The following is a 22,542-nucleotide window of genomic DNA, read 5'->3' as shown; positions in this document are numbered from 1 at the left end:
GCCGTCATGCTCCTGACTTCCAATGCCATGAGCCGCAGGATGCGCCTGGGCCTCTACACCACCACCGGCATGATTGGCCTGTTCTTGCTGTTGCCGATCGTGTTCATCGTGTTGCTGTCGTTCGGCTCGTCCCAATGGCTGGTGTTCCCGCCACCGGGCTGGACGCTGAAATGGTACGGCCAGTTCTTCTCCAATGCCGACTGGATGAACGCGGCGGTAGCGAGCCTCAAGGTTGCGGTACTGACCACCGTGTTCGCCGTGGCGCTGGGCCTGCCCACCGCATTTGCCCTGGTGCGTGGGCGATTTCCTGGCCGCGAGTTGCTCTACGGCCTGTTCACCCTGCCGATGATCGTGCCGTTGGTGATCATCGCGGTGGCGGTGTACGCACTGTTCCTCAAGCTCGGCTATACCGGCACGATGTTCGCCTTTGTAGTGAGCCATGTGATTGTCGCGCTGCCGTTCACCATTATCTCGATCATCAACTCGCTCAAGCTGTTCGACCAATCGATTGAAGATGCGGCGGTGATCTGCGGTGCATCGCGCCTGCAGGCCGTATTCAAGGTGACATTCCCGGCGATTCGCCCGGGAATGGTGGCCGGCGCGTTGTTCGCCTTTCTCGTCTCATGGGACGAAGTGGTGCTCAGCGTGATGATGGCCAGCCCGACCCTGCAAACCCTTCCCGTAAAAATGTGGACCACCCTGCGCCAGGACCTGACGCCTGTGATTGCCGTCGCCTCGACGTTGCTGATCGGCCTCTCGGTGCTCGTCATGGTCATCGCCGCCGCCCTTCGCCGGCGCACAGAAACCCGCGCTTGAGCGCCCAGGAGCAAGACATGAGTGCAGTGATCCAAGATACCGCGCAAAACCATGGCCAACCCCTGGTCAGCTTGCGCAACCTGAACAAGTACTACGGTGAATTTGCCGCCGTGGATAACATCTCGCTGGACATCAAGGACGGCGAATTCCTGACCTTCCTCGGCTCCAGCGGCTCTGGCAAAAGCACCACCCTGTCGATGCTCGCAGGCTTTGAAACGCCAAGCAGCGGCGAGATCCTGGTGAGCGGCCAATCCCTGGTCAATGTGCCGCCGCACAAACGCGACATCGGCATGGTGTTCCAACGTTACTCGCTGTTCCCGCATTTGTCGGTGCGCGACAACATCGCCTTCCCCCTGGCGATTCGCAAACTGGCCAGCGCCGAGCGCGAGAAGCGCGTCGACGCCATGCTCAAGCTGGTGCAGCTTGAGCAATTTGCCCATCGCCGCCCTTCGCAACTCTCCGGCGGCCAGCAGCAACGCGTCGCCATCGCGCGGGCGCTGGTGTACGAGCCGCGCATCCTGCTGATGGACGAACCCCTCGGCGCCCTCGACAAAAAACTGCGTGAAGACCTGCAGGACGAACTGCGCCAATTACATCGGCGCCTGGGCATCACCATCGTCTACGTAACCCACGACCAGGAAGAAGCCATGCGCCTGTCCCAGCGCATCGCGATTTTCAGCCACGGCAAGATTGTCGGCCTGGGCAGTGGCTACGACCTGTACCAGAACCCGCCAAATGCGTTTGTAGCCTCGTTCCTCGGTAACTCCAACTTCCTCAAGCTCAAGGCGCAGGGGAATGCGGTGGCATCGTTTGAAGGCCAATCGCTGTCGATCCGCCTGACCAGCGGCTTGCAAACCGAGCAGGAGGTGCTGTTGATGGTACGCCCGGAAAAAGCCTTGGCGCTGAGTGTCGAGCAAGCTACCGAGCAGGCATTGGCGGCGGGTTGGAATGAGGTGTCAGCGATTGTAGGCGAGGTGCTGTTCCTCGGCGAAAGCCAGACCTGCACCGTGAAAACCCTTGGCGGCACCTCGATGACAGTCAAGGCGTTGTCTGCTGCGGGCATGCCACTCAAGGCCGGCGACCCGGTGCGCGTGCGCTGGGCCACGGCGGATGCTTGCGTCTATACCGCATGGGCTGAAAGCGATCTGAACAAGGCCGCCGGCGCCCATTGAGTCACCCTTGGGCCGCCACAACGTCGGGTTGTGGCGGCCTTTTTTTGCCTGCTAACATTGGACCTGGCCGGATGTCATTGATCATCAAGCCAGCTTGCTACAAGGATACGGCTGCATCGGCAGGCCTTAACTGCAGATAAAAAAATGCCCGGCATTGGCCGGGCATTTCAGTTCATTCGATGATCAGTCGGTATAGCCCAACTTTACCGTCCTCATCTTCCGGCTATGCTCGCGCGTCGCCAGGCAGTAATACAGCGGACACGTCACCACCAACCCCACCAGCCACGACAGGTCTGCGCCCTCTACCAGATTGGCCCATGGCCCCACGTACAGCGACGTATTGGCAAACGGCAGTTGCACGACGATGCCGATGAAATACGCCACGATCGCATGCAGGTTAAAGCGTCCGTAAACCCCGCCGTCCGCCTGAAAGATCGACGCAATGTCATAGGCGCCACGCTTGATGATGTAGAAATCGATCAGGTTGATCGACGCCCACGGCACCAGCACCAATAGCAGCGCAAGGATCAGGCCGATAAATTGCGAGATGAAGTCCGCCGACGCGCCCAATGCCACCACGCAGCATCCGGCCAGCACCACGCTGGACAGCACCACACGCACTTTGATGCCGGGTGTCCACTGGCTGGCGAAGGTCTGGATCGAGGTGATGATCGACAGCACCGCACCATACAGATTCAGGGCGTTGTGGCTGATGATATTGAGCAGAAACAGCACCATCAGGATCGACCCCAGCCAGCCGGTGGCTTGCTTGACCGCGACCATCGCCTCAGTGCCTTCGGGTGTCGCCAGGGCGGCGACCAAGCCAAAGGAGAACGACAAAATGGTGCCGAGAGTGGCCCCCAGGTAGGTGGCGACAAAGGGTCGGGTGATGCCGATATCAGCCGGCAGGTAGCGCGAATAATCGCTGGTATAGGGGGAGAAGCTGATCTGCCAGATCACTCCCAACGATACCGTCGCCAGCCAGCCGGCCGGATTGAAGCCGCCACGGGTGAGGAAGTCTGCCGGCAGGTCGTGGGAAAAAATGTAGAGGAAACCCGCCAGCAATGCGCTGCCCATCACCCAGGTGCCGATGCGGTTCAGGGTATGGATAAAGCGATAGCCGATCACGCCAATGGCCGTGGCGCTGAGCGCGCCGATCAGGATGCTGGCCGGCACCGGTACCGACGGCACGATGCCGACGATGGACTTGCCCGCCAGCACAATGTTGGAGATGAAAAAGCCAATGTAGATCAGGGCCGCGAAGAAAACGATCAGCAGCGCTCCGTAGCGCCCGAACTGACCCCGGCTCTGCACCATCTGCGGGATGCCCATGCGCGGGCCCTGGGCCGACGCGAGGGCAATGACAATACCGCCGAGCATGTGCCCGAGGGCAATCGCCAGCAGCCCCCACACCAGGTTGAGATGGAACACCTGAGTCACCATAGCGCCGGTGACGATGGGCAGCGGTGCAATGTTAGTGCTGAACCATAGGGTGAACAGGTCGCGGGCCTTTCCATGGCGCTCCGCGAGGGGGACGTAATCGACCGTGTGATTCTCGATCAGGGGATCTTGCCGGGACATCTGGGGCATGGAAATGAACTCGCGTTTGTCTGATCTTATAGTTGTTTGACGCCAAACCGGGGGAGCTCTCTGGCCACCCCCATACGAACACCATATTATGGTATTCCAACATTTTCACAAGACTGATCCGTAGTCCTGGCACGCATCTGATCCGCTATTGTGCCACACGGCCCCTCTTCATTCAGCGGGCTAACCCCCGTATTCATTGGCTATAAGACCAAAGGTCAACGTTCATCGGCCGCCTGAAAAAGCCCTTGATTAGATTGTATTACGGTATACCATCAGACCTACAAATCTATAAAATCCGCTTCACCCTACGAGGACCGTCCCATGATCGATGCCGCCATCTACAAACAAGTGATGGGTTCGTTTCCGTCCGGAGTCACCGTGATCACCACGCTCGATGATGACGGGCAGATAGTCGGACTTACCGCCAGTGCGTTCAGCTCGTTGTCCATGGAGCCGGCCCTGGTGCTGTTCTGCCCCAACTACAGTTCCGACTCCTATCCGGTGCTGATCAAGAACCAGCGCTTTGCCATTCATGTGCTGTCCGGTGGGCAGCAAAGCGAAGCCTATGCTTTTGCGCGCAAGGGCAAAGACAAGGCGCAGGGCATCGAATGGACGTTGAGTGAACTGGGCAACCCGATCCTCGCCAATGCCACGGCGGTGATCGAGTGCGAGTTGTGGCGTGAGTATGAAGGCGGTGACCATGCAATCATGGTCGGTGCGGTGAAGAACCTGATCGTGCCCCGGCAGAACGCCGGGCCACTGGTGTATTGCCACGGCAAGATGGGCGCCCTGCCCGCCATTGCCTGATCGTTACCGTTGCAGGCGCCCGGCAGCCCGGGCGCCCACCGGTCAGGTGCGGAAGCGGCTGACCAACTGATTCAACGTCTGAGACAACGTCGTCAATTGCTGCGCATCCTGGCGCGTGGAATCAGCCAGGCTCGCCACCAACTGTGCATCCCCGTGAATCTGGCTGATGTGCCGATTGATGTCTTCAGCCACCTGGTGCTGCTCTTCGGCAGCCGTTGCGATTTGCGTATTCATGTCGCGGATCACGTCCACCGACTCGCGAATCAACCCAAAACTGGCCCGTGCGTCGTTGATCGACACCACCGTTTCCTGGGACACCTCCAGGCTGGCATGCATTTGTTTACCCATCTGATGGGTACGCCGGGCGAGGTTGCCCAGCAGCCCGTCGATCTCGCCGGTGGAGTCCGACGTACGCTTGGCCAGGGCCCGCACTTCGTCTGCCACCACGGCAAAACCACGCCCCTGTTCACCGGCTCGGGCGGCTTCGATGGCAGCGTTCAGCGCCAGCAGGTTGGTCTGTTCGGCGATGGAGCGGATGGTGCCGAGTATCGACTGGATGTCGTTGCTGTCTTTTTCCAGTTGCTCCATGGACTGGGCGGAGTGGCCGATTTCCTCACTCAGGCGCCCTACGCTGCTCACTGCTGCGTCGATCTGCTGCTGGCCGGTGTGCGCCTGGCGCTGTCCGTTGTCGGCAGAGTCGGCGGCCTGGCTGCAGGAGCGCGCGACTTCATTGGAGGTGGCGACCATCTCATGAAACGCGGTGGACACCATGTCCACGGCCTCCCGTTGGCGTGAGGCGACCTCAGCCATTTCCACCGAGACCTCCATGGCACTCCCCGAACTGCTGTGGATCTGCCCGGCCGCCTGGCCGATGCGCTGGATCAGCGTGCGGATCGCTTCGAGGAACTGGTTGAACCAGCCGGCCAGTTGTGCCGTCTCGTCTCGCCCTTTTACCGGCAGGCGCGCCGTCAGATCTCCTTCGCCCTGGGCGATGCCTTCCAGGCCGCTGGCCACACCACGAATCGGCTTGACGATCAGCCCGGCAAACCAGGCGCCCACCACTGCAAACAACACGGCACACACCAGGGCGATCGCCGCGATCAGCCAGGTCAGGCGCGCCGCGCCGGCCATCACTTCACTTTCCCGCACCACCCCGACAAACCGCCAGCCCAATGCCCTGGACGGCCAGACAAACGCCATGTAGCGCTCGCCTGCCAACTCGACCTGCACCAGGCCCTGCCCAGCCTCGCTCAACTGCCGGTAACCCTCGCCCAACTCACTAAGTTTCTTGAAGTTGTGAGACGGGTCATTCGGGTCCACCAACACGGTGTTATTGGCTTCCATCAACATCAGGTAGCCGCTGTCACCCAGCTTGATCTGTTTGACCAGGTCGGTCAGTTGCTTGAGGGAAACATCGATGTTCACCACCCCGCTCGCGTTGCCCTGGCGGTCATTGAAGCTTCGCACCGTACTGACCAGCACCACGTCATCGGCGGCCCAGTAATACGCCTCGGTGCGCAGGGTCTTGCCCGGTTGCGCCATGGCCGTCTTGTACCAGGGCCGGGTGCGCGGGTCGTAGCTCGCCAGCTTCGGGTCACCCGGCCAGAATACATAGCCGCCATCTTCAGTACCCAGTGACAGGTAGGTGTAGGCCGAATGACTCTTGGCCAGGCCCTCGAACAGCTTGAACAACTGCTGATCGCGCTCACCGAGTGCGACTTGGGCGGCGTCGCTGGCCAGATAGCGTTTCACATCGCCGTTGATACTTTGCAACTGCGGATGCGCCGCCAGGTAGGCGACGTTCTGACTGATACCTTCAAAAAACAATTGCATGGCATTGTCGACCTGGCGAATCTCGCGTTCGCTGCCGTCGATAAAGCCGTCCCGTGCCTCATGGCGCACGTTGAGGATGATCATCACTGCCACCAGAATGACTGGCAGGCTGGCGATCACCGCAAAGGCCAGGATCAATTTTTGTTTTATGTTCATCTAGCTCGCCTTCCTTGTGAAGTGAATGTGCGACCGCTGGAGAGAAAAGTTTTGCAGATATTCCGTATTATGGTATACCAACAATCAATCCGCCGAATAGCCTTCATCACTGGCAAGCTTCACATTGGCGAGAGCACCTAAGGGCCCGCAGTCGACAGGCCGATCACAATAGATCCGAGGTAAGCGTCATGAAATTTTCCCTGTTCGTGCACATGGAACGCTGGGATGAAAGTGTCAGCCATCGCCAGTTGTTCGAAGACTTGACCGAACTGACCCTGATGGCGGAAGCCGGTGGTTTCAGCACCGTCTGGATTGGCGAACACCACGCCATGGAATACACCATCTCGCCCAGCCCGATGCCGCTGCTGGCTTACCTCGCGGCCAAAACCACCACCATTCACCTGGGCGCCGGTACCATCATCGCGCCGTTCTGGCACCCACTGCGGGTGGCAGGCGAATGCGCGCTGCTCGACGTGATCAGTAACGGACGCATGGAAGTCGGCCTGGCCCGTGGTGCCTACCAGGTGGAGTTCGACCGCATGGCCGGCGGCATGCCCGCCTCATCCGGCGGCCAGGCGCTGCGCGAGATGGTGCCGGTGGTACGTGCGTTGTGGAAAGGCGACTATGCCCATGACGGCGACATCTGGAAGTTCCCCACCTCCACCAGCGTGCCCAAGCCGATCCAGCAGCCCAACCCGCCGATGTGGATTGCCGCACGCGACCCGGACTCGCATAACTTTGCGGTAGCTAATGGCTGCAACGTGATGGTCACGCCGTTGATGAAGGGCGACGAAGAAGTCCTCGACCTGAAAAATAAATTCCAGGCTGCCCTGGACAACAACCCGGATGTGCCACGCCCACAACTGATGGTGTTGCGTCACACCCACGTGCACGCGGTAGACGACCCTGACGGCTGGAAAGTCGGGGCCAAGGCAATCGCCCGATTCTATCGCACCTTTGATGCCTGGTTCGGCAACAAGACCGTGCCGGTCAACGGCTTCCTTGACCCGAGCCCGGAAGAAAAATTCGCCGGGCGTCCGGAGTTTGAACTGGAAAGCCTGCACAAGACCGCAATGATTGGCACGCCTGAAGAAATCATCCCGCGCATCCAGTACTACCAGGAGCTGGGTGTGGACGAGTTCAGCTTCTGGTGTGATAACAGCTTGCCCCACGCGGAGAAGAAAAAATCCCTTGAGCTGTTTATCAAGCACGTGGTGCCGGCATTTCGCTGAGGGTAATGCCTGAACCGCACACAGCGCCGGCACTTGCCGGCGTTGTTGTTTCGGGTGGCGGGAATGCGGCAAGTGCTTCGGGTCGAGGAGATGTATACGATGCCGGACCGGGGTGCTCCGCCCAAAAACCGCTGTGCCCACTGCCCGTATTCCATGTACTCAAAAATGTACTAAAAAAAGTGGCTGGAGACGGATTTCAGTAGTTTTGCGTAGAAACGAAAAAAGACGCCGAAGCGTCTTTTCCTTAAATCCCAGGCAAAAAAAAGCCACTCTATTGAGTGGCTTTTTTTTGTGTTTGGAGCGGGAAACGAGACTCGAACTCGCGACCCCGACCTTGGCAAGGTCGTGCTCTACCAACTGAGCTATTCCCGCGTCTTGGTGATGCGCATTCTATAGAATCCTCATCACCCGTCAACCCCTTGATTCAAAAAAGTTTTATTTCTTTTCAACCTCGGTGCGCAGATGCGGCCAGGCGGCGCGCAAATATTGCAGCATGGACCACAAGGTCAGCCCCGCGGCGATCAGCAGCAAGGCGTAGCCCAGCAATACCCAGAAGGAGAAATCCGACGGGTTGGCCAGCAGGATCACCAGGGCAAGCATCTGCGCCGCGGTTTTCCATTTGCCCATGTTGGACACGGCCACGTGAGCACGGGCGCCGATTTCGGCCATCCATTCCCGCAGGGCCGAGACGACGATCTCGCGACCGATGATCACGGCCGCCGGCAAGGTCAGCCAGAGGTTGCCATGTTCCTGCACCAGCAGCACCAGGGCGACCGCTACCATCAGTTTGTCGGCCACCGGGTCCAGGAACGCGCCAAACGGCGTGCTCTGCTCCAGGCGGCGAGCCAGGTAGCCGTCCAGCCAGTCGGTGGCAGCCGCGAAGGCGAAGACCGAACTGGATGCCATGTAACTCCATTCGTACGGCAGGTAAAACAGCAAAATGAAAATCGGAATGAGCAGGACGCGTAGTACGGTGATCAGATTAGGGATATTCATCGGCACAACTGGCTACGAGGTGAGAAGGCATTCTACTCGCTGTGCAGATTTGCATAAATCAACTCTGCGAGCTTTTTACTGATACCGGGAGCTTTGGCTATTTCTTCGATGCTGGCACGGGACAGCTCCTGCAAGCCACCAAAATGTTTTAACAAGTCCCGCCGCCGCGTTGGCCCGACCCCCGCCACCCCTTCCAGGGTTGAGGTACGCCGGGTCTTGCCACGTCGGGCGCGGTGGCCGGTGATGGCGAAACGGTGGGCTTCGTCGCGGATCTGCTGGATAAGATGCAGAGCCGGGGAGTCGCCCTTCAAAGTGAACTCATGGGCGGCATCATTCAAGTACAAGGTTTCAAAACCGGCCTTGCGGGTGGCCCCCTTGGCCACGCCGAGCAGGATCAGGTCGGGCACCGCCAGTTCATTGAGCACGTCGCGGGCCATGGATAGCTGACCCTTGCCACCGTCCACCAACAGGATGTCCGGCAGCTTGCCCTCGCCGTCCTTCAGTTTGCTGAAGCGGCGGGTCAGGGCCTGGTGCATGGCGGCATAGTCATCGCCCGGAGTAACGCCTTCGATGTTGTAGCGCCGGTAGTCGGACTTGATCGGTCCTTCAGGCCCGAACACCACGCAGGAGGCCACGGTGGCTTCGCCGCTGGAATGGCTGATGTCGTAGCACTCGAGGCGCTGGGGCGGCTCGTCAAGGTTGAGGACTTCGGCCAAAGCGTCAAACCGTGCGGCGACGTGCTGGCGGTTGGCCAGACGTGCGCCCAGGGCCTGTTCGGCATTGGTCACGGCCAGTTGCTGCCAGCGGGCCCGGGTGCCGCGTACGCGGTGGCTGATGTCCAGCTCGCGGCCGCGCAATTCGTGAATCGCTTCGATCAGCGCCGGGAAGTCCTCATGCACCACGTTGACGATCAGCTCGCTCGGCAGGTCGCGCTCGGGGCTGCTGACGTAGTACTGGCCAAGGAACGCCGCCATGACTTCGGCGACCTCCTCTTCTATACCGGTCTGGGGGAAGAAGTTCTTGCTGCCCAGCACCCGGCCGCCGCGCACGCTGATCAGGTGCACACAAGCACCGCCCGGGTTGACGAAGGCGGCGATGACGTCGACGTCACCGGTGCCGCCCTCCATGCTCTGCTGGTCCTGCACGCGGCGCAGCAGGGAGATCTGGTCGCGCAGTTCGGCGGCGCGCTCGAAATCCAGGGTGCTGGCCGCTTGCTCCATGGCGCCGGACAGTTCATCGGCCAGGGCATTGCTGCGGCCTTCTAGGAACATTACCGAATGGCGCACGTCCTCAGCGTATTCCGCCGGCTCAACCAGGCCTACGCATGGCGCCTTGCAGCGTTTGATCTGGTACTGCAGGCACGGACGGTTGCGGTTCTTGTAGAAACTGTCTTCGCACTGGCGAACGAAAAATGCCTTTTGCAGCAGACTCAGGCTTTCGCGAATGGCGCCGGCGCTGGGGTAAGGCCCGAAGTACTTGCCCTTCTGCTTCTTGGCACCGCGATGGATGCTCAGGCGTGGGAAGTCGCCGTCCGAGAGAAACACGTACGGGTAGGACTTATCGTCACGCAGCAGGATGTTGTAGGGCGGCCGCCATTCCTTGATCAGCGTCTGCTCAAGCAGCAGCGCCTCGGTTTCATTGGCGGTGATGGTGGTTTCCACCTGGGCGATACGCGCCACCAGTGCCGCCGTCTTCGTTGCCAGGCCGGTCTTGCGGAAGTAACTCGCCAGGCGGCTCTTCAGGTTCTTGGCTTTACCAACGTAGAGCAGGCGCGCTTCGCTGTCGAACATGCGATACACGCCGGGACGGCCACTGCAGGTTGCAAGGAACGCACTCGGATCGAATTGGACCTTTATTTCAGGAGCTGTCATTTCAGGCGCTGGCGTCTACCATGCCGTGGCGTACCGCCAGCAGGGTCAATTCAACATCACTGCTGATGGAAAGCTTTTCGAAAATCCGATAACGGTAGGTGTTCACGGTTTTCGGCGACAGGCACAGCTTGTCGGAGATCGACTGGACTTTCTGACAGCCGACAATCATCAGGGCGATCTGGATTTCGCGCTCCGACAGCGCATCGAACGGCGAGTCGCTGGTGGGCTGGAACGACTTGATCGCCAGCTGCTGGGCAATCTGCGGGCTGATGTAGCGTTGGCCGGCAAATACCAGGCGAATGGCCTGGACCATTTCCGCCAATCCCGCGCCTTTTGTCAGATAGCCAGCCGCGCCCGCTTGTAGCAGCCGTGTAGGAAAAGGATCTTCCTCACACACGGTCACTACCACGACTTTAATATCCGGATGGCTGCGCAACAACTTCGTAGTGGCGCCAAGACCGCCGATCCCGGGCATCTTGACGTCCATCAAAACCACATCGGGCTTCAACTCCCGGGCCTTGATCAGGGATTCCTCCCCTGACTCGGCCTGGCCGACTACTTGCAGGCCATCGATGTCAGCCAGCATTCGTGTAATGCCTGTACGAACGAGATCATGGTCATCGACTACTAGCACCCTAATCAAGCAGACACCTCGCGATATGGTCTTATAGGTTGCTGAACACCTTAGCAAAAAACCACGGCGCAGACCTAGCCGCAAGCGTCATATATATAGAGTTTCAATGAACAATGGCCGTCTACCGGGCGGTAGGCGGCCGAATTTCCTGAGAAAAAGGTCAGGATTCCTGGAGGGGGAGCTTTGTTTTTCCATTCAATGAAGCTGAATGCTCGGCCAGCGTAGTGGTCAACCGCCGGATTGCATCTTGATCTTCCTTTAACATTGCCCGGTAATTGCCCAGGACTTTTTCCTCCAGCTGGCTAAGGTTATCCAATTGAATAGGAGTAGACGTGCCCGTCAGCACGTACAGGATATCGACACCTCTTTCAGCTACCCGTGACAGATAGTCCGCCTTGGGCGCCCGACCACCACTTTCATATTTGCCTTGCGCGTTGGCTTCCACGCCTCCTATTTCACCAAAAGTTTTCTGCGACAGGCCAAGTCGCTCTCTTTCTTGCCGTAACCGCGAACCGATTCCACTCATTTGGATGTATGATCCTATTTGGCACACCCCAAGAGGTGACACTCTCATCTCTTTGTTAAACAAACTTGAACGGTTTTGAACTATGCCCGGAATTCGCACGGCTGCACAAGCCAAGGCTTGGCTTGAACACCAAGGAAAATCTGTTCAAGCATTCGCCCGGGAGCATGGCGTGGACCCGGCTACCACCTATCAAGTGCTCGCTGGGCGCAAAAAGGGACGACGTGGAGAAGCCCATAAGGTGGCGGTCCTGTTGGGCATGAAAGACGGGATCATTCCGACGGAGGAAGAAACCGTAAGGCAAGATCAGGAAGTCATTTCTTGAAGTCAGTATGCGCTTATTAAAACCAAGTGCCTGTTTTCCCAAAATTGGCAGTACTCACACCCGATCACGGCCGGCAATTGCGCTCCATGCGCCAGAAGCAATCCTCCGCTCCAACGATTTCCAGGCCCTTGCGCTGATAGAGCCTTCGCGCCGGGTTGGTCTTGAAAACGGTCAACCGTAAAAGACCCAGCCCTTGCGCGCGCGCCTTGTACACCATCTGCTCGATAACCCAGCCGCCAGCCCCTTGATGACGAAACGCCTCAAGGATGTGCAATTCGCGGATATACAGTGCCTTGGGGTCACGACTGATGCTGATGAAACCCAGCACCTCGTTATCGCGACAGATCAGCCAGTTTTCTCGTCCGGCCCAGGCGGTATCGAAACCGGCATCGGACCACGACAAGTCGTATTGGCGATAATAATTACCCATGGCCTGGTGGGTCAGGGTCCGGGCGAAGGCCAGGTGTTGGCTGGTCGCGGCCTGCAGTTGAAACGCCATGTGCCTGAACTCCCTAGATTGCCACCTGTTCTCCCTGCCACTGGCCGCCGGTGTCGCGTCGTGCAATCACCAGCGTATCGCCTACACCCGGGCTAGCCGCGATCAAACCACCGTCGGCGCCCCAGATTGCGCTGCGCCCGGCGCAGGCCCAGCCACCGGATGGACCGCCGTGGTTGGCCATCAGCACCAGCATCCGGTGCTCGGCGGCATAGCCCTGTAGCAAGGCGGTGTCCGGCGCGTAGCCGCCTTCGCTGATCAGCACACCCGCAGCGTAGATGTTCGCCCCGTCCTCGGCAGCCTGTCGAGGGTGGCTGGCGTGGGAAAAATCCGCGCATACCGCCAGGGCGATCCGGTCGTCCCCCCATTCAAGGGCCGCCCCGCCCTGCCCCGCAGCAAACGCCACGCCTTCACCGGGATGCAGATGCTGCTTGGTATAGACCGCCACCGAGCCATCCGGCCCCAGCACCAGCGCGCCGATCAACACCTCACTGGCGCCCCCCAGGCGAATCGGCATGCCCACCACCGCGGTAATGCACAACTCACGGGCCATCTCCCGCAGCGGCGCCAGCGCTTCATCGCCGGGCGCGATCGCCAGCCCGGCGGCCAGTGAAGGTTCATAGCCGGTCAGGAACAGTTCCGGAAACACCAGCAACTGCACGCCGTGCTCCGCCGCCACGCGCATGAAAGCCAAGTGACGAGCGATATTGCCGGGCACATCGCCTGCAACGGAAATGGATTGGGCAGCAGCAATCGTCAAGGCAGTCATGGTCGCATCCAGGCAATCATCGTGAGGTGGGTGCAGCATATCGACACTGGCGTCATAGCCGTAAGTACCCAACCTCAATAGAAATTACTGATTGAATCCACCCGCTCGCCTCAGTTAAGCTCCCCCCATCATTTGGAGACACACCATGTTGCAACTCACCCACACTCAGGTTTGCCCTGCTGCCAGCGCCCAGCGCTCGGTCGTGGCTGCCCGTGTGAGCGGTTTGAGCGCACTGGTCAGCTTTTATTTTGGGTATTGGTTTAGCCACTGGCGCGCCTGATACCTGAAATCGGCGCCCACTACTCAAGGGGTCGCCTACCAGAGAAATCTAACCCCCGGTCGGCTCCCCGACCGGGGGTTTTGTTTTTTCAGCCCTTATTATTGTTGCCACACACCGAACACTTAAAGGACTCACGCCATGAACTACGCCACCTATTACCGCTACGACACCTCCACCGCCTGGCGATTTAGCAAGCTCCGTTCGGGACAGCCTGCCGCCTCCGATCGGTCACCTATTGGTGGCAAGCCAACACACGTAGCCAATACGGCCAATTGTCGAACACCCCAGTAGGGCAGAGCGTGCGGGAACAGCCCGCCGCTTGCCCAGGAAGCCCGAATATGAAAGCCTCGATCGCCGCTCTGCCTGTTTCCACCCTGTCCTGCGCCAATGAAGCGCTGACCCAGCGTTTGCCCAGTGCCCTTGAGCTCAAGCACCAACTGCCCCTGAGCCCATTCCTCAACGAACAGATCCACGCCCATCGCCAAGCCGTGCGCGCCATCCTCCAGGGTGAAGACTCACGCCTGCTGGTGATTGTCGGCCCGTGCTCGATCCACGACCCGGAATCGGCCATGGAATACGCACGCAACCTGAAAAAACTGGCCCATGAAGTCAGTGACCAGATGCTGCTGGTGATCCGCGCCTACGTCGAAAAACCCCGCACCACCATCGGCTGGAAAGGCCTGGCCTACGACCCACGCCTGGATGGCAGCGACGACATGGCCGCCGGCCTGACCCTGTCCCGGGAACTGATGCGGGAAATGCTGCGCCTGGGCCTGCCGGTCGCCACCGAGCTGCTGCAACCGATGGCTGCCGGCTACTTCGATGACCTGCTGAGCTGGGTTGCCATTGGCGCGCGCACCACCGAATCGCAGATTCATCGCGAAATGGCCAGCGGCCTCGGCATGCCCGTGGGCTTCAAGAACGGCACCGACGGCGGCGTGGCCATCGCCTGTGACGCCATGCGCTCCGCCGCTCACCCGCACCGTCACTTCGGTGTCGACAGCCAGGGCCATCCGGCGATCATCCAGACCCCGGGCAACCCCGACACTCACCTCGTGTTGCGCGGCGGCCATCGTGGGCCGAACTACGATCGCCAGAGCGTGGCCCAGGTTCACGCCGACCTTGCCAAGAGCAAAGTCGCGCCGCGGATCATGGTCGACTGCAGCCACGCCAACAGCGGCAAAGACCCGCTGCGCCAACCGGCGGTGTTCAACGACGTGCTGGAGCAGCGCCTGCAGGGCGACACCTCGCTGATCGGCATGATGATCGAGAGCCACCTGTTCGAAGGCTGCCAGCCATTGAGCCCGTCGATGAAATACGGCGTGTCGATCACCGATGGCTGCCTGGGCTGGGACGGCACGGAACAGCTGCTACGCAGCGCTGCCGAACGGTTGCGGGCACACAATCGCGCCTGACAAATGAAGACCAAATGTGGGAGCGGGCTTGCTCGCGAATGCGGTGGTTCAGCCAGCACATGCATCAACTGGCACACCGCTTTCGCGAGCAAGCCCGCTCCCACACTGGATCTTCATTCACTTGACTAAAGTGGATAAAGAGCCTCATCAAACTGCGCCAACTTCGGAAACACCAACGGCTGGTCATCCGCCAGCCCTTCCAATCGCTGCTGGTAACTGTGCAGGAAAGTCTGCCGGGCCTCGGCGCTGATATACGGCACATGCCACGCCACAAACGGCTCCAGCACCTCAAACCCGACATACGCCAGCGTGCCACGCAGGATCGGCCGCAGCATGTCCTCCAACGGCCCGTGAATCGCACCCTCGCCAAACATATGCTCGCGCCCGCCGAGGGTCACCGTGACCAGCGCTTTCTTGCCGGCGAGCCCGCCCTGATCATAAAACCGCTTGCCGCCGTAGCACACGCCCGACACCAGCACCCGGTCAATCCAGCCCTTGAGCATCGCGGGCGCCGAGAACCAGAAGATCGGGAAATTGAGGATCAGCAGATCGGCCCACAGCAGCTTGTCCAACTCCTGCTGGATATCCGCCGCGATGGATTGGCTTTTCACCCCCAGGCGCTGCTCCAGGGCATACACCAGGTAGTCGGGGTTCTCCCGCGAGGTGAAGTCCGACGCGCTGGCTACGGGATTCCAGTTCATCGCGTACAAATCACTGACCTGCACCTCATGCCCCTGCGCTTGCAGGGTTGCCGTGGCCTGGTCACGCAAGGCCGCGGTAAACGACTGCGGCTCGGGATGGGCGTGGACAATCAACACCTTCATAAAAACTCCTCAAGAAGTAAGCGCGGCCCGTTCGGCCAGCAAATGGTCGAGCCAGTCGGGGTCCATTTCCGGCTCCGATGAAAACAGCAAGCCGGTGTAGTCCTGATACGGCGGGGTGAAGATCGCGCTGCGGCTGCCCTGGTCCACCACCCTGCCCCGCTGCATCACCACCACTTCGTCGGCGATGGCGCGCACCGTGGCCACGTCGTGGGTGATAAACAGGTAGGCCACGCCCAACTGCTGCTGAATGCGGTTGAGCAGTTTCAGCACGCCCTCGGCCACTAACTGATCCAGGGCCGAGGTCACTTCGTCGCAGATGATCAATTGTGGGTCGGCCGCCAGGGCGCGAGCGATGCAGATACGTTGCTTCTGGCCGCCGGACAGCTCACGGGGCTGACGCTCCATGAAGGTGGCCGGATCCAGCTCGATCATCTCCAGCAACTCGGCGACCCGGGCACGCATGGCCTTGCCCTTGAGGCCGAGGTAGAAGGTCAGCGGCCGGCCGATGATGTCGACGATGCGCTGGCGCGGGTTCAGCGCGGTATCCGGGATCTGGTAGATCATCTGGATCCGTCGCAACTGCTCCTTGCTGCGCCGACGAAAGTCCGCCGGCAACGCTTCACCGTCATACAGCACCTGCCCCGCCGTAGCCGGCAGCAACCCGGTAATCAGGCGTGCGGTGGAGCTTTTGCCGCTGCCGGACTCACCGATCACCGCCAACGTCTGGCCGCGATGCAAGCTCATCGACACGTCATGCAGCACCGGCTGATGCCCGTAGCTGGCGCACACCTGACGCACTTCCAGCAACGGCATCTGCTGCTGGGGACAGGCCTTGGGTTCGGTGCGAAAGCTGCGCACCGCCCACAGGGATTTGGTGTAGTCCTGCTGCGGGGCGCTGAGCATGGCGCGGGTCTCGGCCTCCTCCACCAGCTTGCCGTGGCGCAGCACCATGATGCGGTCGGCCATCTGCGCGACCACCGCCAGGTCATGGCTGATATACAGCGCGGCACTGCCGAAGGTTTTCACCGCATCGCGAATCGCCGCCAGCACTTCGATCTGGGTGGTGACGTCGAGGGCGGTGGTGGGCTCGTCGAAGATGATCAGGTCCGGGTGACAGGCCATCGCCATGGCGGTCATTACCCGTTGCAGTTGCCCGCCGGAGACCTGGTGCGGATAACGCTGGCCGATGGTTTCCGGATTGGGCAGGCGCAGCACGCGGTACAACTCCACCGCCTCGCGTTCAGCCTGGGCGCGGCTGATGCCACCGTTGATCACGGCGGTTTCCACATGCTGGTCAATCAGCCGGTGGGCCGGGTTGAACGACGCGGCAGCGCTTTGCGCTACGTAGGCAATCCGCAGTCCTCGAAGCTTGCGCAAGGCTTCGGGTTTGGCCTGCAACAGTTGAATGCCGTCAAAGCACACCGAGCCACCGGTGATGCGACAACCATCGCGGGCAAAACCCATGGCCGCCAGGCCCAACGTTGATTTACCCGCGCCGGACTCGCCAATCAACCCCAGCACCTCGCCCCGCTGCAACGTCAGGTCGATGCCCTTGATCAGCGGATGCCAGGCATCCTCGTAATGCCCTTCGATCTGCAGGTTGCGGATTTCCAGCAGTGGCTTGTCCATCCTCAACACTCCTTCAGGCCGCTGGATTTATGCAGCATCCAGTCGACGACAAAATTCACGCTGACGGTGATCAACGCCACCGCCAGGGCCGGCAGCAACGGGCTGATGTCGCCGAAGGTAATCAGCACCGCATTGTCGCGGACCATGCTGCCCCAATCGGCGGTGGGTGGTTGAATGCCCAGGCCAAGGAACGACAGCGCGCTGATAAACAGGAACACGAAACAGAACCGCAGGCCGAACTCGGCAATCAATGGCGCGGCGGCATTGGGCAGCACTTCGCGGGTGACCAGCCACCACAGCCCTTCCCCACGCAGCCGTGCGGCTTCGACGAAGTCCTGCACCACCACGGTCATCGCCACGGCCCGGGACAGGCGAAACACCCGGGTCGAATCCAGCAGTGCAATCACCAGCACCAGCGAGGTGGCATTGGTGCCCACCACGCTGAGGATCAGCAAGGCGAAGATCAGCTGCGGGATCGCCATCAGGATATCCACCACCCGCGACAATCCCTGGTCGACCCAGCCGCCCTTGATCGCGGCTATCAAGCCGCTCAAACCGCCCAGCAAAAACGACAGCACCGTGGTCAAAAAAGCGATGCCCAGGGTGTTGCGCGCGCCATACACCAGGCGGCTGAACATGTCCCGCCCGAGGTTATCGGTGCCCAGCAGGAACTGGCCGCTCCAGGGCGCAAACCCGTCACCCACCACCTGGGTTTCCCCGTAAGGTGCGAGCACCGGCGCAAATAACGCCACCAGCACGTACAGCACGATGACCAGCAGGCCGAACTTCGCGCTCAATGGCGCCCGGGCCAGTTGTGTGAGAAGGCTCATGGTCTACCCCTTGGGATGCATCAGGCGTGGGTTGGTGGCGATGGACAGCACATCGGCGCCGGTATTGAGCAGGATGTAGGTGGCGGCAAAGATCAGGCTGCACGCCTGCACCACCGGGATATCGCGCTTGGACACCGAGTCCACCAGCAACTGGCCGAGGCCCGGGTAGACAAACACTACTTCCACCACCACTACGCCCACCACCAGGTACGCGAGGTTGAGCGCGATCACGTTGACGATGGGCGCCAGGGCATTGGGCAGTGCGTGGCGCCAGATAATCCGCGACTGGCTGATGCCCTTGAGCCGGGCCATTTCGATATACGGGCTGGCCAGCAGGTTGATCAGCGAGGCACGGGTCATGCGCATCATCTGCGCGATCACCACCAGGCTCAGGGTGGCCACCGGCAACACCGAACGTTCGAGAATGGTGGCGAATGAGGCATCCGGCGCCAGGTTGGACAGGCTGGGAAACCAGCCCAGCTTGACCGAAAACACCAGGATCAGCAGGTAGGCGACGAAGAACTCCGGGAACGACACCGCACTCAGGGCCGAGGTGTTGAGCAGGCGGTCGAACCAGCTGTTGCGGTACAGCGCGGCGAGCATGCCCAGCACCAGCGCCAGGGGCACCGAAACCAGCGCGGCCAATGCCGCCAGGCGCAAGGTGTTGCCCAGGCGTGCGCCGATCAGTTCGGCGATGGGCCGCTGGTTGGCCAGGGAAGCGCCGAGGTCGCCGTGCAGGAGGCGCAGCAGCCATTGCACGAACCGGCTCAGGGGCGGCAGGTCCAGGCCCAGTTGGGCGCGAAAGGCGGCGACGGTTTCCGGCGTGGCGGACTGGCCGAGCATGGCCTGGGCGATATCACCGGGGAGCATGCCGACCGCCAGGAAGATGATCACCGAGACGGCGAACAACGACAGCAGGCCGAGAGCGAGGCGTTGGAGTACCAGTTTGAATAGGCTATTCATGTTCGGTTCTCATGAGTTGGGCATGTTCTCGAAGGCGACACAGGACCAATGTGGGAACGGGCTTGCTCGCGAAAGCGGTGTGTCAGCCAATACAGATAGAGACTGACCCACCGCATTCGCGAGCAAGCCCGCTCCCACATTTGATTTGTGGCGTATCTGAAATCTTCACGCCTGCCACCACCGCTCGATCAGCCGCAACCCATCCAGTTCCCCATACGGCGCCGTCAGCGGTCCATGGCTGACGCGGTTCGAGCGGGCCGCCACGGAGCTGGCGAACAACGGCACAATCGCACCGCCGTCGTCCCGGCACAGGCTCTGCATTTCGTTGTACATCTCCTGGCGCAGAGGCGCGTTCATCTCGCCTCGCGCTGCGTTGAGCAACTGGTTGAAGCGGTCGTTATCCCAATGGGTTTCGTTCCACGCGGCGCCCTTGGCGTAGCCGATGCTGAACATGCGGTCGGCAGTCAGGCTGCTGTACCAGAACGAGGTGGTGAACGGCTGCTTCATCCAGATATTGGAGAAATAGCCATCCGCCGGCTCGCGCACCACGTCGATATCAATCCCGGCCTGGCGCGCCTGCTCCTTGAACAGCACCGAAGCATCCACCGCGCCGGTGTAGGCGGCATCGGAAGCTTGCAGGCGCACCTTCAGCGCCTCCACACCGGCCTTGCGCAGGTAGAATCGCGACTTGTCCGGGTCGTAGGTGCGCTGCTCCAGGGCGGCGTTGATGAAACGGCTGCCCGGCTGGATCGGATGGTCGTTGCCCACCAGGCCATAGCCATGCAGCACCGAGGCCAGCAGGGTTTCGCGGTTGATCGCATGCTTCATCGCCATGCGGATGTCGTTGTTCTTGAACTCGTTGCTGTCGCACAACATCGGGAAGGTGTAGTGCTGGGCGCCCTTGGTTTCTTCGATGACCAGCGTGGGATTGCGCTTGAGCAAGGCCACGGTTTTCAGGTCGACCTTGTTGATCACGTCGACTTGCCCGGTGACCAGCGCATTGACCCGCGCTGCGCCGTCGGCAATCGCCAACAGCTCGGCGCTGGCGAAGTGTGCCCTGCCCGGCTTCCAGTAATCAGGGTTGCGCTCCAGGTCCATGCGTACGCCCGGCTCGAAGCTTTTCAGGCGATAACCGCTGGTGCCGATCCCGGCCTGCCAGTCGGCGGCGCCGTCCTTGGCGGGCATGATCACCAGGTGGTAATCGGCGACCACATAGGCGAAATCGGCATTGCCCGAGTGCAGTTCGAACACCACTGCATCGCTGCCCTTGGCGCTGACACTGGCCACATCGCCGATCACCGTCTTGGCCGCCGAGGTGGAGTTGGCTGCCAGGTGATGGTTGATCGAGGCCACCACGTCGTCAGCGGTCAGGCTTTTGCCGTTATGGAAGGTCACGCCCTGGCGCAGCTTGAAGGTCCAGATGCGCGCGTCGGGCGTCGACTCGAAGCTTTCGGCCAATTCGGGGATAGCGCTGCCGTCCACCGCGATTTCCGTGAGGGTGTTGTACACCGCCGAAAAGCCGACGAAGGTGAAGGTGTCGACCCAGGATCCCGGGTCGCGGGAGTCGGTGGTGCTGCCGCCGGCCAGGCCCATGCGCAGCACTCCGCCCGGCTTGGGCGTGGCCTCCTCGGCAAAGGCCTGCAGCGGCAGGCCCATGGAAAACGCGGCGGCCACGGCACCGGCTACGGCGCTGTGCTTGAGGAAGTCCCGCCGGTGCATCGCTTGAGTCATTTTGTTGTTGTTTTCGCTCATGGTGTTGCTCCTCTAAAGGTTCACACAGGCATGCTTCAACTCGATCAAGGTCACGCCGTTGCGCTTGAAACCGTTACGCAAATCCGTCTGCAGCTCATCCAGGTTCTGTGGCTCGCTGACCGTGCAGCCGAACGCCCGCGCCAGGGCGGCGAAGTCCGGGTTGCGCGGCAGTACGCCGATGGGTTCGATGTCCAGGTTCAACATGTCGTCGCGAATCTGCCCCAGGGCGTCGTTGTTCCAGAGCAACACCACCAGCGGGCTGTCCAGTTCTTCCACGGCCGTGGCCAGTTCCTGGGCGGTGTAGAGAAAGCCGCCGTCGCCCACCAGCACCAGGCCGGGCCGTTGCGGTGCGCCGAACTTGGCGCCGATACCGGCCGGCAGGCCATAGCCCAGGGTGCCGTAGCCGGTGGGATGCAGCCAACTGCGGGTGGCGTTGCTGGGAAAGGCGTAGTTGCCGGTGTAAGCCAGTTGGGTCATGTCGCTGCTGATGAAGGCATTGGCCGGCAACTCGGCGGCCACGCGGTCGAGAATCGCCTGGTGAATGCGTTGCAACGGACCATGGCAGCTGCTGACTGCCTGGCGCAACGTCGCGACCGCAGCGGTGGCGGCATCCGCGTTGCGCGGCGTGGCTGGCAAGCGTTCCAGCAAAGCCAGCGTCGTTTGCTGGGCATCACCGTGCAACGCGACGGCGCAAGGATAGAAATCGTTGAACTTGCGCGGGTCGATATCCACCCGCAGCAGCTCGCCATTAATCGGCAGGCGTTCACGCCAGAAGTCGGTATCGGCCATTTCGGTGCCGATGGCCAACACCACATCCGCCTCGGCGATGAGCTGCCAGCCGGGCTCGACACACAGGGTCGAACCGGCATTCAGCGGATGCTCCACCGGCAACAATCCCTTGCCGGCGACACTGCTGAAAAACGGCGCCGCCAACTGCGTACTCAAGCGCTGCAAGGCATCGGCCGCCAACAGTGCACCACCACCGGCAATGATCATCGGGCGCTTGGCCGCGGCCAGTTTTGCCACTGCCTGATCAAGGCTTTCAGCCGATGGCAAACCGCGTCCGGGACGGCGCACCACCTCATTGCTCCAGTCCCGTTTGATCGGCGCCGACAGTACATCCAGCGGCACCGAAATATGCACCGGGCGCGGTCGCTCACTGTCGAACACCGCGTAGGCCCGCGCGATCAACTCCGGCAAATCCTCGGCACTCAACGCTACTGCCGAAAACGCAGTGATGGGCGCGGTCATCGCCCGCTGGTCCTGGGTTTCATGCAGGCAGCCCCAGCCCTTGCCGAGGCTGGCGGTGTGGTTGACGCTGGAAATCACCAGCAACGGAATCGAGTCGGCATACGCCTGGCCGATCGCCGTCGCGGCGTTGGTCACCCCCGGCCCGGTGATGATGAAACACACGCCCGGCTTGCCGCTGACCCGCGCATAACCGTCGGCCATAAAGCCGGCGCCCTGCTCGTGGCGGGTCAGCACATGCCGAATACCGCTGCCCGGCAAGCCGCGATACAGCTCCAGCGTGTGCACGCCGGGAATCCCGAACACCGTGTCGACACCATAGTTGGCCAGCAATCGCACCAGGGCCTGGCCGCCCGTCAAGGTTTTGCTTTGCATCGTCAT

20 protein-coding genes, 1 tRNA gene and 1 pseudogene are annotated in these 22,542 nt (G+C 61.0%); 6 read left to right on the top strand and 16 right to left on the bottom strand.

Annotated features, from left to right (window positions below):
* The first annotated feature begins 6 nt into the window (after window positions 1-6).
* Both HX817_RS10000 and HX817_RS09995 read left to right on the top strand, forming a co-directional pair.
* Entirely contained in the window at window positions 7-816 is an 810-nt protein-coding gene (locus tag HX817_RS10000) for an ABC transporter permease (protein WP_087694306.1), read from the top strand.
* 17 nt (window positions 817-833) lie between these two features.
* Entirely contained in the window at window positions 834-1,988 is a 1,155-nt protein-coding gene (locus tag HX817_RS09995) for an ABC transporter ATP-binding protein (RefSeq protein ID WP_087694307.1), read from the top strand.
* Window positions 1,989-2,171: 183 nt separating this feature from the next.
* On the opposite strand, the gene HX817_RS09990 is transcribed toward HX817_RS09995, so the two are convergent.
* Complete coding sequence (locus tag HX817_RS09990) at window positions 2,172-3,578, bottom strand: cytosine permease (protein ID WP_177040176.1); 1,407 nt, start codon at window positions 3,576-3,578, stop codon at window positions 2,172-2,174.
* 321 nt (window positions 3,579-3,899) lie between these two features.
* Here HX817_RS09990 and HX817_RS09985 point away from each other — a divergent pair, with 321 nt between their 5' ends.
* Window positions 3,900-4,385 (top strand): flavin reductase family protein, encoded by a 486-nt coding sequence (locus HX817_RS09985; protein WP_087694309.1) that lies wholly within the window; start codon window positions 3,900-3,902, stop codon window positions 4,383-4,385.
* A 42-nt stretch (window positions 4,386-4,427) separates the two neighbouring features.
* Here HX817_RS09985 and HX817_RS31580 read toward each other — a convergent pair whose 3' ends face one another.
* Both HX817_RS31580 and HX817_RS31575 read right to left on the bottom strand, forming a co-directional pair.
* Window positions 4,428-5,156 (bottom strand): methyl-accepting chemotaxis protein, encoded by a 729-nt coding sequence (locus HX817_RS31580; RefSeq protein ID WP_371132431.1) that lies wholly within the window; start codon window positions 5,154-5,156, stop codon window positions 4,428-4,430.
* Window positions 5,157-5,285: 129 nt separating this feature from the next.
* Window positions 5,286-6,218: pseudogene (locus HX817_RS31575) on the bottom strand (cache domain-containing protein); the annotation flags it as partial.
* A 344-nt stretch (window positions 6,219-6,562) separates the two neighbouring features.
* Here HX817_RS31575 and HX817_RS09975 point away from each other — a divergent pair.
* A complete protein-coding gene (locus HX817_RS09975; protein WP_102368697.1) occupies window positions 6,563-7,606 on the top strand; it encodes an LLM class flavin-dependent oxidoreductase in 1,044 nt (347 codons plus the stop codon).
* 296 nt (window positions 7,607-7,902) lie between these two features.
* Here HX817_RS09975 and HX817_RS09970 read toward each other — a convergent pair.
* The 5 genes from HX817_RS09970 to HX817_RS09950 form a co-directional block, all read right to left on the bottom strand.
* Window positions 7,903-7,978, bottom strand: a tRNA-Gly gene (locus HX817_RS09970).
* A 63-nt stretch (window positions 7,979-8,041) separates the two neighbouring features.
* The gene (gene pgsA, locus HX817_RS09965) at window positions 8,042-8,602 is read right to left on the bottom strand and encodes a CDP-diacylglycerol--glycerol-3-phosphate 3-phosphatidyltransferase (RefSeq protein ID WP_003208929.1); all 561 of its coding nucleotides are present in this window, start codon (window positions 8,600-8,602) and stop codon (window positions 8,042-8,044) included.
* A 32-nt stretch (window positions 8,603-8,634) separates the two neighbouring features.
* Window positions 8,635-10,473: an excinuclease ABC subunit UvrC gene (uvrC, locus tag HX817_RS09960; RefSeq protein ID WP_032899474.1), complete on the bottom strand. Its 1,839-nt coding sequence runs from the start codon at window positions 10,471-10,473 to the stop codon at window positions 8,635-8,637.
* A gap of 1 nt (window position 10,474) precedes the next feature.
* The gene (gene uvrY, locus HX817_RS09955; protein ID WP_008436066.1) at window positions 10,475-11,116 is read right to left on the bottom strand and encodes a UvrY/SirA/GacA family response regulator transcription factor; all 642 of its coding nucleotides are present in this window, start codon (window positions 11,114-11,116) and stop codon (window positions 10,475-10,477) included.
* A 151-nt stretch (window positions 11,117-11,267) separates the two neighbouring features.
* A complete protein-coding gene (locus HX817_RS09950; RefSeq protein ID WP_177040175.1) occupies window positions 11,268-11,633 on the bottom strand; it encodes a helix-turn-helix domain-containing protein in 366 nt (121 codons plus the stop codon).
* Window positions 11,634-11,715: 82 nt separating this feature from the next.
* Here HX817_RS09950 and HX817_RS09945 point away from each other — a divergent pair, with 82 nt between their 5' ends.
* On the top strand, window positions 11,716-11,955 hold the full coding sequence (locus tag HX817_RS09945; protein WP_177040174.1) for a DNA-binding protein: 240 nt from the start codon (window positions 11,716-11,718) through the stop codon (window positions 11,953-11,955).
* Window positions 11,956-12,019: 64 nt separating this feature from the next.
* On the opposite strand, the gene HX817_RS09940 is transcribed toward HX817_RS09945, so the two are convergent.
* A complete protein-coding gene (locus HX817_RS09940) occupies window positions 12,020-12,454 on the bottom strand; it encodes a GNAT family N-acetyltransferase (protein WP_008436062.1) in 435 nt (144 codons plus the stop codon).
* Window positions 12,455-12,467: 13 nt separating this feature from the next.
* Window positions 12,468-13,220, bottom strand: coding sequence for a carbon-nitrogen hydrolase family protein (locus HX817_RS09935; protein ID WP_177040173.1), 753 nt, complete (start codon window positions 13,218-13,220; stop codon window positions 12,468-12,470).
* A 618-nt stretch (window positions 13,221-13,838) separates the two neighbouring features.
* Here HX817_RS09935 and HX817_RS09930 point away from each other — a divergent pair.
* The gene (locus tag HX817_RS09930) at window positions 13,839-14,915 is read left to right on the top strand and encodes a 3-deoxy-7-phosphoheptulonate synthase (protein ID WP_177040172.1); all 1,077 of its coding nucleotides are present in this window, start codon (window positions 13,839-13,841) and stop codon (window positions 14,913-14,915) included.
* A 125-nt stretch (window positions 14,916-15,040) separates the two neighbouring features.
* Here the strand turns inward: HX817_RS09930 and HX817_RS09925 are convergent, their stop codons facing one another.
* The 6 genes from HX817_RS09925 to HX817_RS09900 form a co-directional block, all read right to left on the bottom strand.
* Window positions 15,041-15,739: an NAD(P)H-dependent oxidoreductase gene (locus HX817_RS09925; RefSeq protein ID WP_177020177.1), complete on the bottom strand. Its 699-nt coding sequence runs from the start codon at window positions 15,737-15,739 to the stop codon at window positions 15,041-15,043.
* Window positions 15,740-15,748: 9 nt separating this feature from the next.
* The gene (locus HX817_RS09920; RefSeq protein WP_177040171.1) at window positions 15,749-17,368 is read right to left on the bottom strand and encodes an ABC transporter ATP-binding protein; all 1,620 of its coding nucleotides are present in this window, start codon (window positions 17,366-17,368) and stop codon (window positions 15,749-15,751) included.
* 2 nt (window positions 17,369-17,370) lie between these two features.
* A complete protein-coding gene (locus tag HX817_RS09915; protein ID WP_177040170.1) occupies window positions 17,371-18,198 on the bottom strand; it encodes an ABC transporter permease in 828 nt (275 codons plus the stop codon).
* A gap of 3 nt (window positions 18,199-18,201) precedes the next feature.
* On the bottom strand, window positions 18,202-19,161 hold the full coding sequence (locus HX817_RS09910) for an ABC transporter permease (protein WP_003208950.1): 960 nt from the start codon (window positions 19,159-19,161) through the stop codon (window positions 18,202-18,204).
* Window positions 19,162-19,326: 165 nt separating this feature from the next.
* Window positions 19,327-20,913, bottom strand: a complete 1,587-nt coding sequence (locus tag HX817_RS09905) for an ABC transporter substrate-binding protein (protein ID WP_177040169.1) — start codon at window positions 20,911-20,913, stop codon at window positions 19,327-19,329.
* A 12-nt stretch (window positions 20,914-20,925) separates the two neighbouring features.
* The gene (locus tag HX817_RS09900) at window positions 20,926-22,536 is read right to left on the bottom strand and encodes a 5-guanidino-2-oxopentanoate decarboxylase (RefSeq protein WP_177040168.1); all 1,611 of its coding nucleotides are present in this window, start codon (window positions 22,534-22,536) and stop codon (window positions 20,926-20,928) included.
* Between the last annotated feature and the right edge of the window lie 6 nt (window positions 22,537-22,542).

This window comes from Pseudomonas sp. C6002, assembly GCF_013385805.1.
GTDB lineage: Bacteria > Pseudomonadota > Gammaproteobacteria > Pseudomonadales > Pseudomonadaceae > Aquipseudomonas.
The sequence above is the reverse complement of the archived record's forward strand: the minus strand, read 5'-3'. Positions and strand labels throughout refer to the sequence as shown.

Bases quoted from the DNA above. Each gene is read 5' to 3' on its own strand.
- HX817_RS10000 (WP_087694306.1), top strand. From the start codon at position 7: ATGCTCCTGACTTCCAATGCCATGAGCCGCAGGATGCGCCTGGGCCTC.
- HX817_RS09995 (WP_087694307.1), top strand. From the start codon at position 834: ATGAGTGCAGTGATCCAAGATACCGCGCAAAACCATGGCCAACCCCTG.
- HX817_RS09990 (WP_177040176.1), bottom strand. From the start codon at position 3,578: ATGCCCCAGATGTCCCGGCAAGATCCCCTGATCGAGAATCACACGGTC.
- HX817_RS09985 (WP_087694309.1), top strand. From the start codon at position 3,900: ATGATCGATGCCGCCATCTACAAACAAGTGATGGGTTCGTTTCCGTCC.
- HX817_RS31580 (WP_371132431.1), bottom strand. From the start codon at position 5,156: ATGGTGTCCACCGCGTTTCATGAGATGGTCGCCACCTCCAATGAAGTC.
- HX817_RS09975 (WP_102368697.1), top strand. From the start codon at position 6,563: ATGAAATTTTCCCTGTTCGTGCACATGGAACGCTGGGATGAAAGTGTC.
- pgsA (WP_003208929.1), bottom strand. From the start codon at position 8,602: ATGAATATCCCTAATCTGATCACCGTACTACGCGTCCTGCTCATTCCG.
- uvrC (WP_032899474.1), bottom strand. From the start codon at position 10,473: ATGACAGCTCCTGAAATAAAGGTCCAATTCGATCCGAGTGCGTTCCTT.
- HX817_RS09950 (WP_177040175.1), bottom strand. From the start codon at position 11,633: ATGAGTGGAATCGGTTCGCGGTTACGGCAAGAAAGAGAGCGACTTGGC.
- HX817_RS09945 (WP_177040174.1), top strand. From the start codon at position 11,716: ATGCCCGGAATTCGCACGGCTGCACAAGCCAAGGCTTGGCTTGAACAC.
- HX817_RS09940 (WP_008436062.1), bottom strand. From the start codon at position 12,454: ATGGCGTTTCAACTGCAGGCCGCGACCAGCCAACACCTGGCCTTCGCC.
- HX817_RS09935 (WP_177040173.1), bottom strand. From the start codon at position 13,220: ATGACTGCCTTGACGATTGCTGCTGCCCAATCCATTTCCGTTGCAGGC.
- HX817_RS09930 (WP_177040172.1), top strand. From the start codon at position 13,839: ATGAAAGCCTCGATCGCCGCTCTGCCTGTTTCCACCCTGTCCTGCGCC.
- HX817_RS09925 (WP_177020177.1), bottom strand. From the start codon at position 15,739: ATGAAGGTGTTGATTGTCCACGCCCATCCCGAGCCGCAGTCGTTTACC.
- HX817_RS09920 (WP_177040171.1), bottom strand. From the start codon at position 17,368: ATGGACAAGCCACTGCTGGAAATCCGCAACCTGCAGATCGAAGGGCAT.
- HX817_RS09915 (WP_177040170.1), bottom strand. From the start codon at position 18,198: ATGAGCCTTCTCACACAACTGGCCCGGGCGCCATTGAGCGCGAAGTTC.
- HX817_RS09910 (WP_003208950.1), bottom strand. From the start codon at position 19,161: ATGAATAGCCTATTCAAACTGGTACTCCAACGCCTCGCTCTCGGCCTG.
- HX817_RS09905 (WP_177040169.1), bottom strand. From the start codon at position 20,913: ATGAGCGAAAACAACAACAAAATGACTCAAGCGATGCACCGGCGGGAC.
- HX817_RS09900 (WP_177040168.1), bottom strand. From the start codon at position 22,536: ATGCAAAGCAAAACCTTGACGGGCGGCCAGGCCCTGGTGCGATTGCTG.